Origin of the sequence: Duffyella sp. Ts4, assembly GCF_051851875.1 — a bacterium.
Lineage (GTDB): Bacteria > Pseudomonadota > Gammaproteobacteria > Enterobacterales > Enterobacteriaceae > Duffyella > Duffyella gerundensis.
This window is the reverse complement of the sequence record NZ_JBLYPN010000006.1, coordinates 158568-173262: the sequence shown is the minus strand read 5'-3', so window position 1 is coordinate 173262 and position 14695 is coordinate 158568. Positions and strand designations below refer to the sequence as shown.

Here is a 14695-nt window from a genome sequence, read left to right as displayed (position 1 = left end):
TAAGCATAGCCGATTTTTGCCCCCTTTGTTGCTTAACCAAACGGGCGAAAAGCGTGGCAAAGATTTCTGTTAGCCCTGAGTTCGCGTTACACTGTCTCTCAATTTTGGCTTGTTCCAGGAAAGATCATGCATTGCCCATTTTGCTCAGCGGTCGATACCAAAGTGATTGATTCCCGTCTGGTTAGCGAAGGCTCATCGGTGCGTCGCCGTCGGCAGTGCCTGATGTGCCACGAGCGTTTTACCACTTTTGAAGTGGCAGAATTAGTGATGCCGCGGGTGGTAAAAAGCAATGACGTTCGCGAACCCTTTAACGAAGATAAGCTGGGCCGCGGCATGATGAAGGCGCTGGAAAAACGGCCAGTGAATTCTGATGACGTTGAGAATGCCATCAGCCACATCAAAACGCAGCTGCGTGCCACTGGGGAACGTGAAGTGCCGAGCAAAATGATCGGCAACCTGGTGATGGATGAGCTAAAAAAACTCGACAAGGTCGCCTATATTCGTTTTGCGTCGGTGTATCGAAGCTTTGAAGATATTCGCGAATTTGGCGAAGAGATTGCGCGGTTACAGGACTGAGCTATGCATGATGAATTCTACATGGCGCGGGCGCTGGAACTGGCGCGGCGCGGAATATTTACCACCACGCCAAATCCCAACGTTGGCTGCGTTATTGTGCGCGACGGCGAGATTGTCGGCGAAGGCTGGCATCAGCGCGCAGGCGAACCGCATGCGGAAGTGCATGCTTTACGCATGGCAGGCGATCGCGCACGCGGTGCTACCGCTTACGTTACCCTTGAACCCTGCAGCCACTTTGGCCGCACGCCGCCCTGTTGCGATGCGCTGATTGCTGCTGGCATTAGCCGCGTAGTAGCCGCGATGCAGGATCCCAATCCGGAAGTGGCGGGGCGCGGTTTACATCGCCTGCAGCAACATGGCATTGAAGTCAGTCATGGCCTGATGAACGCCGAGGCCGAAGCGCTAAACCGCGGATTTCTGAAGCGCATGCGTACCGGTTTTCCATGGGTGCAGTTAAAGCTCGGCGCGTCACTTGATGGCCGCACGGCGATGGCCAGCGGCGAAAGCCAGTGGATAACCTCTGCCGAAGCGCGACGCGATGTTCAACGTTTGCGCGCGCAGAGCAGCGCCATTTTAAGCAGCAGCGCGACGGTGCTGGCAGATGATCCTTCGCTGACCGTGCGCTGGGATGAACTCAGCGCCGCAACGCAGCAGCACTACGGCACATCATCGTTGCGCCAGCCGATCAGAGTGATCGTCGACGGCCAGAATCGGGTAACACCAGAGCACAAGCTTATTCAGCAGCCCGGCGAAACCTGGCTGGCACGCGCAGAAAGTGATGCGCAGCCATGGCCCGACAGCGTGCAACAAATGATGGTACCGCGCTATCAACAACGGCTGGATCTGGTGGCGATGATGATGCTGCTGGGTAAACGCCAGATCAACAGCGTGTGGGTCGAAGCCGGTGCCACGCTGGCGGGTGCGCTGCTACGCGCCGGTGTCGTGGATGAACTGATCGTTTATATGGCGCCTAAGCTGCTGGGCAATGATGCCCGTGGCCTGTGCGCGCTGCCCGGGCTGGATCGGCTGGCCGATGCGCCACAGTTTGTCTTTAGCGATATGCGCCAGATTGGGTCCGATATCCGCCTGACGCTGAAATCAATTTGAGCACGTGGAAAGCGTAAGCAGACCGCAGAAGAGTATGATAGAATCCGCCCCCCTGCGGGGCCATAAACAGAACCCTGAAAGGAAAACTATGAAGATTATCGAAGCTGCCGTTGCCACGCCTGACGCGCGTATTGCCATTGTGATTGCGCGTTTTAACAACTTCATTAACGACAGCCTGCTGGATGGCGCTATCGATGCCCTGAAACGCATCGGTCAGGTACAGGATGACAACATCACCGTTGTCTGGGTACCCGGCGCTTATGAACTGCCACTGGCGGCGCGCGCGCTGACCACCACCGGTAAATATGACGCGATTATCGCGCTCGGTACGGTTATCCGTGGCGGCACTGCCCACTTTGAATATGTTGCGGGTGAAGCCAGTTCCGGCATCGCCAGCGTCGCTATGGACAGCGCTATCCCGGTTGCCTTTGGCGTGCTGACCACCGAAAACATTGAGCAGGCGATTGAACGCGCCGGCACCAAAGCGGGTAATAAAGGCGCTGAAGCTGCGCTGACCGCACTCGAAATGATTAATGTACTGAAAGCCATCAAGGCCTGATTTTTGTAAGGGGAATTTTGTGAAACCTGCTGCTCGTCGCCGCGCCCGTGAATGTGCTGTCCAGGCGCTTTACTCCTGGCAGTTATCTCATAACGACATTGCTGATGTCGAATATCAGTTTCTGGCGGAACAAGACGTTAAAGACGTCGATATTACCTATTTTCGCGAGTTGCTGACCGGTGTAGCGACCAACAGCGCTTATCTCGATGGTTTGATGAAGCCTTACCTGTCACGCCAGCTCGAAGAGCTGGGTCAGGTTGAGAAAGCTATCCTGCGTATTTCTCTGTATGAACTGAGCAAACGCAGCGATGTGCCGTATAAAGTGGCGATCAACGAAGGGATTGAGCTGGCTAAAGTATTTGGTGCCGAAGACAGCCATAAGTTTGTCAACGGCGTGCTGGATAAAGCCGCTCCACACATTCGCCCAAACAAAAAATAGTCTAACGCCCTTAAACCTTCGCATTGCAGGAAGGCAAGTCGCCTCTCCAGTCCCGGTGCAGAGTGATATTTGTAACCGGGAAACAGATGCAGCCAACATGCCTGCAGCTCAAGGTTTGACGGGAACAATGAGGCCAGAATTTCTGGCCTTTTCTCTTTAGAACCCGGAATAAAACCATGGCATGTGGCGAATTTGAACTCATCGCGCGCTATTTCAATCGTGTAACCAGCTCGCGCCGTGATGTCGAAAAGGGCATCGGTGACGATTGCGCGTTGCTCAACGTCCCGGAAAAACGCACGCTGGCGATCAGCACCGATACGCTGGTTGAGGGCGTACACTTCCTGCGTGATATTCATCCTGCTGATTTAGGCTACAAAGCGCTGGCCGTAAACCTCAGCGACTTAGCCGCAATGGGCGCCGATCCGGCGTGGTTAACGCTGGCGTTGACCCTTCCCGACATCGATGAAGCCTGGATTGCCGCCTTCAGCGACAGCCTGTTTGAATCGCTGGATTACTACGATATGCAGCTGATTGGTGGCGATACCACGCGCGGGCCGCGCAGCATTACGCTCGGTATTCACGGGCTGATTCCCGCCGGTAAGGCGCTGAAGCGTTCCGGCGCCCGGCCGGGGGACTGGATTTTTGTCACCGGTACCCTGGGCGACAGCGCGGCTGGGCTGGCGTTGCTGCAGCACCATGTACGCATTGACGATCCGGCGGTGCATGAAGCGTTAATCAAACGCCATTTGCGGCCAATGCCGCGTATTCTGCAAGGCCAGGCGCTGCGTAACCTGGCCAGCGCTGCCATCGATATTTCGGATGGACTGATCGCCGATCTCGGTCATATCCTGCAGGCCAGCGGTTGCGGTGCGCGACTTAATCTTGATGCCATGCCGCTTTCTTCCACACTCCGCGATCATTTCACGCCTGAGCAGAGCCTGCGTTGGGCACTGAGCGGCGGCGAAGATTATGAGCTCTGCTTCACGGTGCCGGAGATCAATCGCGGCGCGCTGGATGTCGCGCTGGGCCATCTTGGCGTGCCTTATACCTGTGTGGGCCAGATGACTTCAGAGTCAGAAGGACTGGTGCTGCTACAGCAGGGCGATGCGGTGAAACTTAACCTGAAAGGATTCGACCATTTTGACTCGTGATAAAGATGTGGCGCGCAGCCGCCTGAAAATGAGCAATCCCTGGCATTTGCTGGCAACCGGATTTGGCAGCGGCCTCAGCCGTTATGTGCCGGGCACCATGGGTTCGCTGGCCTCGATTCCGTTCTGGTATCTGATGACCTTTTTGCCGTTGCAGATCTACTATTTGCTGGTGTTGATCGGCATTTCGGTGGGCGTTTATCTCTGTCATCGTACGGCAAAAGATATGGGCGTTCACGATCATGGCAGCATTGTCTGGGATGAATTTATTGGCATGTGGATAACGCTGATGACCATTCCGGCGATGAAATGGCAGTGGGTACTGATTGGCTTTATTACCTTTCGTATCTTCGATATGTGGAAGCCCTGGCCTATTCGCTGGTTTGATCGCAATGTGCATGGCGGCATGGGCATTATGGTCGATGACATTATCGCCGGGGTCATCTCTGCGGCGCTGCTCTATTTGATGGGGCACTACTGGCTGTTCTGATCCGGTAAAATCAGGGCCGATGTTATCGGCCCTGATATCGTTAACTGCTCATCATTAGTCGAAGCCGGTGACCGCGTGCGGCTGATAAATGGATTCCAGGCTCGCCATCTCTTCCTCGCTGAGCGATACCTCAACTGCCTTTACCAAATCTGCCAGCTGTTCAGCGCCTGATGCGCCGATAATTGGCGTGGTCACCGCCGGTTTATGCAGCATCCAGGCAAGTGCAATCTGCGCCCGGCTCACCCCTTTTTGCTCAGCCAGTTCGGCTACGCGTTGAGCAATCAGCGCATCATTTTCTTCGGCGGAGTTATACAGGGTTTTGCCATATTCGTCAGAAGCGGAGCGGGCGGTATTTTCGCCCCAGGCGCGGGTAAGACGTCCACGAGCCAGCGGACTCCACGGCATCACGGCAATGCCTTCAGCCTGACACAGCGGATGCATTTCACGCTCCTCTTCACGCTGAATCAAATTATACTGATCCTGCATGCTGATAAAGCGCGTCCAGCCGTGCAGATCGGCGGTATACAGCGCCTTGCTGAACTGCCATGCGAACATGGACGATGCGCCGATATAGCGCGCTTTACCCGCTTTGACCACGTCATGCAGCGCCTCCAGCGTCTCTTCCAGCGGCGTTTCATAATCCCAGCGATGAATCTGTAGTAAATCGACATACTCCATGCCCAGCCGGTTCAGGCTGTCATCAATCGATTGCAGGATATTTTTACGCGACAGGCCGCGCGAAAGGTTGCTCATTGGGAAGAAGACTTTGGTGGCAACCACCACTTCTTCACGTCGCGCATAGTCACGCAGCGCGCGGCCGACAATCTCTTCACTGCTGCCATCTGAATAACTATTAGCGGTATCAAAGAAGTTGATGCCTGCATCAAGCGCCTGCCTGATTAACGGCCTGCTGCTGGCTTCTGGCAAGGTCCACGGATGGTTACCGCGCTCGGGTTCGCCATAGGTCATACAACCCAGACAGAGTTGGGAAACCTGCAGATCGCTGTGGCCAAATTTGAGGGTATTCATGATTGCTCCTGTGCGTTGCGAACGGCTCTCCAGCCAAATATTCACTAAGCATAGCAGCTGCTCTGCTCCCCGAATGGGGAGCAGACAAGGAGATTACTGCGCGAGCCAATCGGTGATTTGCTGCTGAATGCCTTTAGCATCAAGCAGATAATCCTGCCGAATTTCGTCCTGTGTGCCCTGCGGAATAAACTCGTCAGGCAGGCCGATGTTCAGTACCGGCACCAGAACGCGTTTCGCCATCAGATACTCAATCACGCCGCTGCCTGCACCACCTTTGATGGCACCTTCTTCCAGCGTGATCAGCGCTTCATGACTCGCTGCCAGCTCAAGAATCAGCGCTTCATCCAGCGGTTTCACGAAGCGCATGTCGACCAGCGTCGCATTCAGCGCCTCGGCGGCCGCGGCCGCTTCCGGCAGCAGGGTGCCGAAGTTAAGAATCGCCAGCTTCTCGCCTTCACGACGCATAACGCCTTTGCCCAACGGCAGTTCGCGCATCGGCTCCAGCGGCACGCCAATGCCGTTACCACGAGGATAGCGCACGGCGCTCGGACCCGCGTTGTAATGGTAGCCGGTATACAGCATTTGCCGGCACTCATTCTCATCGCTTGGCGTCATGATCACCATGCCGGGTATACAGCGCATAAAGGCGATATCAAAGGCGCCCTGATGCGTCTGACCATCGGCACCCACAATACCGCCGCGATCGATAGCAAACAGCACCGGCAGCTTTTGAATCGCCACGTCATGAATCAGCTGATCGTAGGCGCGCTGCAAAAAGGTTGAGTAAATTGCCACGACCGGCTTATAACCACCGATAGCCAGGCCTGCGGCAAAGGTCACCGCGTGCTGTTCGGCAATCGCCACGTCAAAGTATTGCGCCGGGAAATCACGAGAGAATGCCACCATGCCAGAACCTTCGCGCATGGCTGGCGTCACCGCCATCAGCTTGCTGTCGGTCGCTGCTATCTCACAGAGCCAGCTGCCAAACACTTTTGAATAGCTGGGATGGCTTTCCGCGCTTTTCGGCAGCAAACCGCTGGCTGGGTCGAATTTCGGCACCGCATGCCAGGCGATCGGATCGTTTTCCGCAGGCGCATAGCCTTTGCCTTTTCTGGTCATGATGTGCAGGAACTGCGGGCCCTTTAGCGCGCGCATGTTCGTCAGCGTCTGCACCAGCGTCAGCACATCGTGACCGTCAACCGGGCCGATGTAGTTAAAACCGAGCTCTTCAAACAGCGTACCGGGCACCACCATGCCTTTAAGGTGCTCTTCGGTGCGTTTCACCAGCTCCTTAATCGGCGGAAGGCCGGTCAGCACTTTTTTACTGCCCTCACGCAGACGAGAATAGGTTTTACCCGACAGGATTTGTGCGAGGCGATTATTAAGCGCGCCAACGTTTTCTGAGATCGACATTTCGTTGTCATTCAGAATAACCAGCAGATCCGCTTTGATGTCGCCGGCATGATTCATCGCTTCAAACGCCATACCGGCAGTGATTGCGCCATCGCCAATAATGCAGGCGGTACGACGGCCCTGGCCCTCTTTTTCCGCCGCCACGGCCATGCCCAGGCCGGCGCTGATCGAGGTCGAAGAGTGGCCAACGTTCAGCACGTCATATTCACTTTCGTCACGCCACGGGAACGGATGCAGACCGCCTTTTTTGCGGATGGTGCCGATGCGATCGCGGCGGCCGGTCAAAATCTTGTGTGGATAAGCCTGATGGCCCACATCCCAGATCAGATGATCAAAAGGCGTGTTATAAACGTAATGCAGCGCAACGGTCAGTTCCACCACGCCGAGGCCGGAAGCAAAGTGCCCGCTGGACTGGCTTACGCTATCCAGCAGGTATTGCCGCAGCTCGCCACACAAGGTTGGCAGCTTCTCTTTAGGCAATAAACGTAACTCCTGAACGCTTTCTGCTAACGCCAGTGTCGGGTATTTTGCTGTATCAAAACTCATCAGTGACTCATTATGGTTATTTGTCGCGTTCAATTATGAAGCTTGCCAGTGCCTGTAATGGCATCGTATTGAAAGATTGCGCCGCAAGCGTTTCCAGTGCACCTAATGCTTCCTGATAAAGATCCCAGGCTTTTCCGCGCGCATTGTCGAGACCCATTAACGCAGGATAGGTGCTTTTACCTAATTCTTCATCCGCGCCCTGACGTTTACCGAGCACTGCCGTATCGCCGACCACATCAAGAATGTCGTCCTGCACCTGAAAGGCCAGGCCGATAGCGTTGGCGTAACGATCCAGCGCGGGCATGGCCGCTTTCCCGGTTTCTCCGGCGGCAAGGGCGCCGAGTCTTACCGCTGCGCGGATTAGCGCACCCGTTTTGAGACGATGAATTTGCTCCAGCTGGGCGAGGTCGACCTGTTTGCCCTCTGCCAGCAAATCCAGCGCCTGGCCACCGCACATGCCCGCCACGCCACTGGCTTGAGCAAGCTCTGAAACCATTGCCAGACGATATTCGGCGCTGACGCCGGGCATCGGTTCATCGGTAAGGATAGAAAATGCCAGCGTTTGCAGCGCATCGCCTGCGAGAATCGCCGTATCTTCGCCAAACTTGATGTGGCAGGTAGGCTGGCCACGGCGCAGACGATCGTCATCCATAGCCGGAAGATCATCGTGAATGAGTGAGTAAGCGTGAATGCACTCAATGGCGGCGGCAGGCGCATCAAGGCTGGCGGAATCTGCCTTCAGCATTTCGCCGGTGGCATATACCAGAAAAGGACGCAGCCGCTTACCGCCTAATAATGCCCCATATTCCATGGCATTCACCAGTGGAGAATCCTGAAAAGGCAGTGGCGCTAACAGGCGAGAGAGCGCGTCGTTTACGCGCTGGTGATAAACATGCAATAAATCAGAAAAATGCATTATTCATTTTCCGCTGTAAAAGGCGTCAGCTCACCATTTTTGTCGTCGCTGAGCAGTATCTGTACGCGCTGTTCCGCCTGTTGTAGTGTCTGTTGCCCAACTCTGGCCAGCTGCACGCCGCGCTCAAATTCGTTGAGGGCATCTTCCAGTGGCAAATCGCCACTTTCGAGGCGTTGAACAATTTGCTCCAGCTGTTGCAGAGAGCTTTCAAAGCTGACGGGCGTTGCGGCTTTTTTTGGCATAGTGGGTCTCATTTAACAAATAAATGTCGTTCTGCTGCGGTCATGGTAGCTGACGGGAAATAATTAGCAAAACAATCAATAGCGGCCGTTGCTAAAGCGCCGCCAGGGGAATGGTGATACAATACGGCTCCCCGGATGCTTACAGCCGCTGGCTGTAACGCAATCCTATGATTTTACCAGCTAAGTGCTTCGTCTTTTAGCACTTATTTGCTCAACGAACCCGTGCCGCCATGAAGTTTATCATTAAGTTATTCCCCGAAATTACTATCAAAAGTCAGTCCGTGCGACTGCGCTTTATCAAAATCCTGACCAGCAACATTCGCAATACGCTTAAAGAAGTGGATGACGAGTTGGCGGTTGTCCGCCACTGGGATCATATCGAGGTGCGCGCTAAAAAAGTGTCGATGCGCGAAGCGCTAATCGACGAGCTGCAGCGTATTCCCGGTATTCACCACGTGCTGGAAGTGGAAGATCGCGCCTATACCGATATGCATCATATCTTTGAGCAGACGCTGGAGTTATACCGCAGCCGCATCGAAGGTAAAACGTTCTGCGTGCGCGTTAAACGACGCGGCCAACATGATTTTAGCTCGCAGGATGTTGAGCGTTATGTTGGTGGCGGCCTGAATCAGCATGTCGAGAGCGCATCGGTTAAACTTAACCATCCGCAGGAAACGATCAACCTTGAGATCGATAACGATCGCCTGATGCTGGTCAACGGCCGTTATGAAGGCATTGGCGGCTTCCCGATTGGCACGCAGGATGATGTGCTGTCGCTGATCTCTGGTGGATTCGATTCCGGCGTCTCCAGCTATATGCTGATGCGTCGCGGTTGTCGCGTGCATTATTGCTTCTTTAACCTGGGCGGCGCTGCGCATGAGATTGGCGTTCGTCAGGTCGCACATTATTTGTGGAACCGTTTTGGTCGATCTCACCGGGTGCGCTTTGTCGCCATCAACTTTGAGCCAGTGGTCGGCGAGATTCTTGAGCGGGTGGAAGATGGCCAGATGGGCGTGGTGCTGAAACGCATGATGGTGCGCGCCGCCTCGCTGGTAGCTGAACGCTATGGCGTGCAGGCGCTGGTCACCGGCGAAGCGTTGGGCCAGGTTTCCAGCCAGACGTTAACCAACCTGCGCTTAATCGACAACGCCAGCGATACGCTGATTTTGCGCCCGCTGATCTCCCACGATAAAGAGCACATCATCAACGTTGCCCGGGCCATCGGCACCGAAGACTTCGCCCGTACCATGCCAGAATATTGTGGGGTGATCTCCAAAAGCCCAACGGTGAGAGCAGTGAAGGCGAAGATCGAAGCGGAAGAGCAAAATTTCGACTTCTCCATTCTGGAGCGGGTGGTGCAGGAAGCCACTAACGTTGATATCCGCGAGATTGCCGAGCAGACGGAAGAAGAAGTGATCGAAGTGGAAACCGTGGCTTCATTCGGTGACAGCGATGCGGTGCTGGATATTCGTTCTATTGATGAGCAGGATAGCCGCCCGCTGAACGTGACAGGCGTCGAGATCAAATCGATGCCTTTCTATAAGCTTGGCAGCCACTTTGCCGATCTCGATCAGAGTAAAACCTGGTTGTTATACTGCGATCGCGGCGTGATGAGCCGTCTGCAGGCACTTTATCTGCATGAGCAAGGCTTCAAAAACGTTAAGGTTTATCGGCCCTGATCGGTTCACCCTGGCCGCCGTATAGCAAAAACGGCGGCCAGAGTAGATGCAGCATTGTTACTCGCGATAGTCATAAATGCCGGGCGGCAACACCAGCTGCGCGGCAACCTCCTGAGCCATCTCTTTTCCCACCAGCAGATCAATCAGCTTCAACGCGAAATCCATTGCTGTACCCGGCCCCTGGCTGGTTAGCAGGTTAACCCGACGATCCCACACCACGCGTCTCTCCATCCATTGCGCTTCCGGAATGGTCTCTTTTAAACCAGGAAAGCCGGTCATGTTACCCACTGGGAACAGCGCGTGCGGAATCAGCACCGTGCCGGTAGCGGCGCAAATTGTTGCCACGATACGTCCGGACTGATGAAAGTGACGCACTGTTTCTATCAGCAGGGGACTGTCGCGAAAGGTTTCGGCTCCCCGTAAACCGCCGGGCAAAATGATGGCATCGAACTCACCATCGGCAACGGCCACCAGCGGCGCATCTGCCAGCAGGCGGACGCCGCGTGAACAGGTGATTTCCAGCGCGCCATCGCTCTCCACGCTTGCAGTAGTCACCTTAATGCCGCCGCGCACCAGCAAATCGATAGTGGTGACGGCTTCGGTTTCTTCACTGCCATGTGCCAGGCAAACCAATACGTTCACGCTCATACCACGACTCCTTGTTTTTAACGAGTTCATAAAGACGCCGATTTTCCGGCGCGGTCAGACCCTGTGCCCGTGCGCGGCGCAACAGGTAACCGGTAATGTATTCGATTTCAGTTCGTCGCTGAGCACGAATGTCTTGCAGCATAGAAGAGGTGTTAGCCGCGGTGCTTTGCATCACGGCGATCGCATAATCCTGCAGGCTTTCTGATGATGTATGTTCACCTTCACGCACCATCACCTCAGCGATTTCGTCACACAGCAAGGCAATCTGCTCGCGATGCACCAGCAGATCGCCGTTCTGGCAGTTATGTTCCACGCTGAGCGGGTTGATCACACAGTTAACCGCCAGCTTATTCCAGCTGGCTGAAGCGATATGGTTATGCCAGGCAACGTCCGGCAGGGCATGGTGAAGCACTTCTGCCAGATCGCTTAAGGTTGCGCCTTCAGCATTAGCCGGACCAATATGCGTGACACCTGCGGCAACATGCACGACGACGGTATCGTCATGCCTGGCAGCGTGAGTGGTGATCCCGTTTAAGAGCGGCTGGGCAAGGGCGCCTAGCTCTTCCAGCGTACCCATGCCGTTGTGTAACAACAGTATTGCGCAGCCAGACGATAACAGCGGCTCAAGGTTCTTCACCGCGGTGGAAACCTGCCAGGCTTTTAGCGTAACCAACAGCAGGTCGCTTTCGCTGAGAAAAAGCGGATCGTTAGCAATAAAGGTTTGATTCAGCGTGACGCCGTCTGGCGTGATGACATTTGCCGAACAGTAAGGCTGCGCCACACGGAGCCAGCCCTGAACTTCATGGCCCTGGCGTTGAAGCGCCGTCAGCCAAATTTGCCCGAGGGCGCCACAACCCAGCACGGTAATTTTCATAGTTTCTCCTGCGGGTGGGGGTTACGTAGCCTGTTAAGTATAGCTTTCGCGACAGACGGTTTTTTTGGCTGCGCAAGGCGGGTATTATGCATGTCACTTTAGCCTCAGGAGAAAAAAATAATGCCATCTTTCGATATCGTTTCCGAAGTTGATCTGCAGGAAGTGCGTAACGCAGTGGAGAACGCCAATCGTGAGCTCGCAACGCGCTTTGACTTCCGTAACGTGACGGCCAGTTTTGAACTTAACGAGAAGAACGAAAGCATCAAGGTTCTGAGTGAGTCTGATTTCCAGGTTAAGCAACTGATCGAAATCCTGCGCGAGAAGTTGTTGAAGCGTGGTATTGAAGGTGCAGCGATCGAAGTGCCCGAAGAGATCGAACACAGCGGTAAAACCTGGATGCTGGATGCCACCCTGAAAAAAGGCATCGAAGCGGATATGGCGAAGAAAATTGTTAAGCTGATCAAAGAGAGCAAGATTAAAGTGCAGACGCAGATTCAGGGTGAATCACTGCGTGTCACCGGTAAGTCACGCGACGATCTGCAAAGCGCTATGGCGCTGGTAAAAAGTGGGAATCTGGGGCAGCCGTTTCAGTTTAAAAATTTCCGCGACTAAAATAACAGGCCCCGCTGAACGGGGCCGATTTTCAGGCGCTGGCGATTAAGGCTTCCAGCTCCAGTCGATTAGTCACTTTGCTGTCTATTTTAACGTAGGCGCTGCGCTCTTCCGGCACGATAAACACCGAGTTTACCCCTTCCTGCGCCTTCAGGCGTGCTTCAAGATCACGCTGTTGTAGCGCTTTTTCGCTCAGTACGATACGCAGGCTGCTGACATAAGGCGGCTCACTCATGGTGGTGCTGACCAGCAGCCATACTGCGGCAACAATGGCACCTGATAAAAATACCGTTTGTGCATCAAACTGGCCAAACAGCCAGCCGCCCATGCTGCCGCCAATGGCCACACCGATGAACTGGCTGGTGGAATAGATGCCCATCGCTGTGCCTTTATAGCCCGCGGGCGACTCTTTGCTGATCAACGACGGTAAGATGGCTTCCATCAGGTTGAAAGCAAAAAAGAATAACTGGACGCCAACCACCAGCGTCCAGAAGTGGTTACCTGCGCCCCACAGCACAATTTCAGCGATCAGAATTAGCGCAACGCAGCTGACAAAAACGCGCTTCATCCGCCGCTTAACTTCAGCGTAGATAATAAAAGGCACCACGCCCGCAAAAGCAATCAGCATGGTTGCCAGATAGACTTTCCAGTGCTGATCGGCGGGAAAACCCGCCAGCTCAAACTGGCCGGGCAGGGCAACAAAGCTGGACATGAGCAAAACATGCAGGCAGAGAATGCCAAAGTTAAGCTTCAGCAGGCGGGTATTGGCTAATACTTTGCGGAAGCTGCCCTTCACCATGCCCGATTCGCGGTTAAGCAAATGCTGTGGCGCACTCGGCACCACGAACAACGTGATAAGAATGCCGCACGAGGCCAGCACGGCAATCATCCAGAACAGCGCATGCAGTCCGTAATGATGAGTGACCACCGGTCCCACTACCATGGCAATGGCGAAGGTAATGCCAAAGCTAATGCCGATAAAGGCCATCGCCTTGGTGCGATTTTGCTCGCGCGTCAGGTCGGAAAGTAACGCCATCACGGCTGCGGCAATCGCCCCGGAGCCCTGCAACGCACGACCTAAAATCACGCCCCATATTGACGTGGTGTTTGCCGCAATGATGCTGCCAAGGACGAATATCAGCAGACCGCCTACAATCAATGGTTTACGGCCGATGCGATCTGAGAGCAGTCCAAAAGGAATTTGAAAAATAGCCTGAGCCAGACCGTAAATGCCGATAGCCAATCCGATTAACGTTTCGCTGGCACCCTGCAATGCCATGCCGTATGTCGTTAATACGGGAAGAACCATAAACATACCCAGCATGCGTAATGAGAAAACCGTGCCTAAGCCCCAGGTGGCACGCAGCTCCACTGGAGTCATTTTATTATCGTTCATTACTACCTCAGTTAATTTGCTGGCACTATTTTAAGGAGCAGGGCAGGGCGGGTAAAATAATAGTTTTTAAGCAGTGGTAACAAAAAGAAAGGGCGCGATAATCGCGCCCCCTGATGATATTGCTTTATGCGATTACCACACGTAGGTCAGCATATCTTTCGATGCAGGCGTCATGAAGTCAATCGACATCATCACGCTCAGTGCCGTAATGGCGACAATGGAGAAAACAAACAGTTTACGCGCCCAAACACGATCGTTTGAGGTTTTGTAACCAGAAAGCGCCATGCCTAACCACCAGACACTGACTGCCGCCGCGACGATCAGATACTTATAACCCGCATAGCCGCCAAGCGTCAGCATCAGCGTGGCAATCATAAACGCCAAAATGTAGAGCGTAATATGATTTTTTGCCACCGAAATGCCTTTCACTACTGGCAGAACCGGGATATTAGCTGCCTGATAATCTTTGAAGCGGAAAATCGCAATGGCGTAAGAATGTGGCATCTGCCACAGACTGAAAATAGCCAGCAGGATCAGCGCACCGGTATCAAAGTTGCCCGTTACTGCACAGTAACCGATAACCGGAGGCGCCGCGCCTGACAGGCTGCCAATCAGCGTGCCATAAACGGAATTACGCTTCATATAGAGGCTGTAAATGCCGACATACACCACGAAGCCCATCACCGCCAGCCACATGGCCAGCGGGTTTGCTCCGAGATAGAGTAACGCAAAGCCAGCAATACCTAACGCGGTTGCATAAACCAGGCTTACTTTCGGAGAGATAAGGCCTTTCACCAGCACTCGATTCTTGGTCCGCTCCATTTTGCGGTCGATGTCACGGTCAATCACGTTGTTGAATACACAACCTGATGCAACCACTAGCGAAACACCTACCAGGGTGGAGAGAAACAGGACGTAATCAATGCTGCCTTTGGACGCCAGCAAAAATCCGCCAATGACAGAAATTAAATTCCCGAAAATAATTCCTGGTTTTGTTACTTGCAGGTATTGCTTAATCATT

Annotated in this window: 16 protein-coding genes; 8 read left to right on the top strand and 8 right to left on the bottom strand. The window is 54.2% G+C overall.

The features are described 5' to 3' along the window. Window positions 1-126 precede the first annotated feature (126 nt). The 6 genes from nrdR (at window position 127) to pgpA (ending at window position 4319) form a co-directional block, all read left to right on the top strand. Window positions 127-576: a transcriptional regulator NrdR gene (gene nrdR, locus ACJY2L_RS11910; protein ID WP_439212721.1), complete on the top strand. Its 450-nt coding sequence runs from the start codon at window positions 127-129 to the stop codon at window positions 574-576. 3 nt (window positions 577-579) lie between these two features. Continuing rightward, window positions 580-1683 (top strand): bifunctional diaminohydroxyphosphoribosylaminopyrimidine deaminase/5-amino-6-(5-phosphoribosylamino)uracil reductase RibD, encoded by a 1104-nt coding sequence (ribD, locus tag ACJY2L_RS11905; RefSeq protein WP_439212722.1) that lies wholly within the window; start codon window positions 580-582, stop codon window positions 1681-1683. An 88-nt stretch (window positions 1684-1771) separates the two neighbouring features. Further along, window positions 1772-2242, top strand: coding sequence for a 6,7-dimethyl-8-ribityllumazine synthase (gene ribH, locus ACJY2L_RS11900; RefSeq protein WP_067428359.1), 471 nt, complete (start codon window positions 1772-1774; stop codon window positions 2240-2242). A gap of 19 nt (window positions 2243-2261) precedes the next feature. Continuing rightward, a complete protein-coding gene (gene nusB, locus ACJY2L_RS11895) occupies window positions 2262-2681 on the top strand; it encodes a transcription antitermination factor NusB (protein ID WP_067428361.1) in 420 nt (139 codons plus the stop codon). A 176-nt stretch (window positions 2682-2857) separates the two neighbouring features. Continuing rightward, window positions 2858-3832, top strand: a complete 975-nt coding sequence (gene thiL / locus ACJY2L_RS11890) for a thiamine-phosphate kinase (RefSeq protein ID WP_067428364.1) — start codon at window positions 2858-2860, stop codon at window positions 3830-3832. Next, complete coding sequence (gene pgpA / locus ACJY2L_RS11885) at window positions 3819-4319, top strand: phosphatidylglycerophosphatase A (protein WP_264273058.1); 501 nt, start codon at window positions 3819-3821, stop codon at window positions 4317-4319. Before thiL ends, pgpA begins: the two co-directional genes overlap by 14 nt. A gap of 54 nt (window positions 4320-4373) precedes the next feature. On the opposite strand, the gene ACJY2L_RS11880 is transcribed toward pgpA, so the two are convergent. The 4 genes from ACJY2L_RS11880 to xseB all read right to left on the bottom strand — a co-directional run bounded on the left by ACJY2L_RS11880 (window position 4374) and on the right by xseB (window position 8465). Further along, the gene (locus tag ACJY2L_RS11880; RefSeq protein ID WP_439212723.1) at window positions 4374-5348 is read right to left on the bottom strand and encodes an aldo/keto reductase; all 975 of its coding nucleotides are present in this window, start codon (window positions 5346-5348) and stop codon (window positions 4374-4376) included. Window positions 5349-5441: 93 nt separating this feature from the next. Next, on the bottom strand, window positions 5442-7307 hold the full coding sequence (gene dxs / locus ACJY2L_RS11875; protein WP_439212724.1) for a 1-deoxy-D-xylulose-5-phosphate synthase: 1866 nt from the start codon (window positions 7305-7307) through the stop codon (window positions 5442-5444). 16 nt (window positions 7308-7323) lie between these two features. Further along, complete coding sequence (gene ispA, locus ACJY2L_RS11870) at window positions 7324-8223, bottom strand: (2E,6E)-farnesyl diphosphate synthase (protein ID WP_067428370.1); 900 nt, start codon at window positions 8221-8223, stop codon at window positions 7324-7326. Continuing rightward, window positions 8223-8465, bottom strand: coding sequence for an exodeoxyribonuclease VII small subunit (gene xseB / locus ACJY2L_RS11865; protein ID WP_067428373.1), 243 nt, complete (start codon window positions 8463-8465; stop codon window positions 8223-8225). Before xseB ends, ispA begins: the two co-directional genes overlap by 1 nt. Before the next feature lie 230 nt (window positions 8466-8695). Between xseB and thiI the strand changes: the two genes are divergently transcribed. After that, window positions 8696-10144 (top strand): tRNA uracil 4-sulfurtransferase ThiI, encoded by a 1449-nt coding sequence (gene thiI / locus ACJY2L_RS11860; RefSeq protein WP_187486208.1) that lies wholly within the window; start codon window positions 8696-8698, stop codon window positions 10142-10144. 57 nt (window positions 10145-10201) lie between these two features. Here the strand turns inward: thiI and yajL are convergent, their stop codons facing one another. Together yajL and panE are read right to left on the bottom strand one after the other, a co-directional pair. Continuing rightward, the gene (gene yajL, locus ACJY2L_RS11855) at window positions 10202-10792 is read right to left on the bottom strand and encodes a protein deglycase YajL (protein ID WP_439212725.1); all 591 of its coding nucleotides are present in this window, start codon (window positions 10790-10792) and stop codon (window positions 10202-10204) included. Continuing rightward, window positions 10752-11666 carry a 2-dehydropantoate 2-reductase gene (gene panE, locus ACJY2L_RS11850; protein WP_209500416.1) on the bottom strand — a complete coding sequence of 305 codons (915 nt, stop codon included), beginning with the start codon at window positions 11664-11666 and terminating at the stop codon, window positions 10752-10754. The genes yajL and panE overlap by 41 nt, the downstream gene beginning before the upstream one ends. A 120-nt stretch (window positions 11667-11786) precedes the next feature. On the opposite strand from panE, the gene ACJY2L_RS11845 reads away from it, so the two are divergent. Continuing rightward, window positions 11787-12278: a YajQ family cyclic di-GMP-binding protein gene (locus ACJY2L_RS11845; RefSeq protein ID WP_067428383.1), complete on the top strand. Its 492-nt coding sequence runs from the start codon at window positions 11787-11789 to the stop codon at window positions 12276-12278. Window positions 12279-12309: 31 nt separating this feature from the next. Here ACJY2L_RS11845 and ACJY2L_RS11840 read toward each other — a convergent pair whose 3' ends face one another. Both ACJY2L_RS11840 and cyoE read right to left on the bottom strand, forming a co-directional pair. Further along, entirely contained in the window at window positions 12310-13674 is a 1365-nt protein-coding gene (locus tag ACJY2L_RS11840; RefSeq protein ID WP_439212726.1) for an MFS transporter, read from the bottom strand. A gap of 132 nt (window positions 13675-13806) precedes the next feature. Next, window positions 13807-14694 carry a heme o synthase gene (gene cyoE, locus ACJY2L_RS11835; RefSeq protein WP_067428389.1) on the bottom strand — a complete coding sequence of 296 codons (888 nt, stop codon included), beginning with the start codon at window positions 14692-14694 and terminating at the stop codon, window positions 13807-13809. Between the last annotated feature and the right edge of the window lies 1 nt (window position 14695).

What these genes read in the sequence shown, in the direction of transcription:
- cyoE (WP_067428389.1), bottom strand. Translation starts at nt 14,694, where the DNA reads ATGATTAAGCAATACCTGCAAGTAACAAAACCAGGAATTATTTTCGGG.
- ribH (WP_067428359.1), top strand. Translation starts at nt 1,772, where the DNA reads ATGAAGATTATCGAAGCTGCCGTTGCCACGCCTGACGCGCGTATTGCC.
- ribD (WP_439212722.1), top strand. Translation starts at nt 580, where the DNA reads ATGCATGATGAATTCTACATGGCGCGGGCGCTGGAACTGGCGCGGCGC.
- ACJY2L_RS11840 (WP_439212726.1), bottom strand. Translation starts at nt 13,674, where the DNA reads ATGAACGATAATAAAATGACTCCAGTGGAGCTGCGTGCCACCTGGGGC.
- thiI (WP_187486208.1), top strand. Translation starts at nt 8,696, where the DNA reads ATGAAGTTTATCATTAAGTTATTCCCCGAAATTACTATCAAAAGTCAG.
- xseB (WP_067428373.1), bottom strand. Translation starts at nt 8,465, where the DNA reads ATGCCAAAAAAAGCCGCAACGCCCGTCAGCTTTGAAAGCTCTCTGCAA.
- ACJY2L_RS11845 (WP_067428383.1), top strand. Translation starts at nt 11,787, where the DNA reads ATGCCATCTTTCGATATCGTTTCCGAAGTTGATCTGCAGGAAGTGCGT.
- yajL (WP_439212725.1), bottom strand. Translation starts at nt 10,792, where the DNA reads ATGAGCGTGAACGTATTGGTTTGCCTGGCACATGGCAGTGAAGAAACC.
- ACJY2L_RS11880 (WP_439212723.1), bottom strand. Translation starts at nt 5,348, where the DNA reads ATGAATACCCTCAAATTTGGCCACAGCGATCTGCAGGTTTCCCAACTC.
- thiL (WP_067428364.1), top strand. Translation starts at nt 2,858, where the DNA reads ATGGCATGTGGCGAATTTGAACTCATCGCGCGCTATTTCAATCGTGTA.
- dxs (WP_439212724.1), bottom strand. Translation starts at nt 7,307, where the DNA reads ATGAGTTTTGATACAGCAAAATACCCGACACTGGCGTTAGCAGAAAGC.
- nrdR (WP_439212721.1), top strand. Translation starts at nt 127, where the DNA reads ATGCATTGCCCATTTTGCTCAGCGGTCGATACCAAAGTGATTGATTCC.
- ispA (WP_067428370.1), bottom strand. Translation starts at nt 8,223, where the DNA reads ATGCATTTTTCTGATTTATTGCATGTTTATCACCAGCGCGTAAACGAC.
- panE (WP_209500416.1), bottom strand. Translation starts at nt 11,666, where the DNA reads ATGAAAATTACCGTGCTGGGTTGTGGCGCCCTCGGGCAAATTTGGCTG.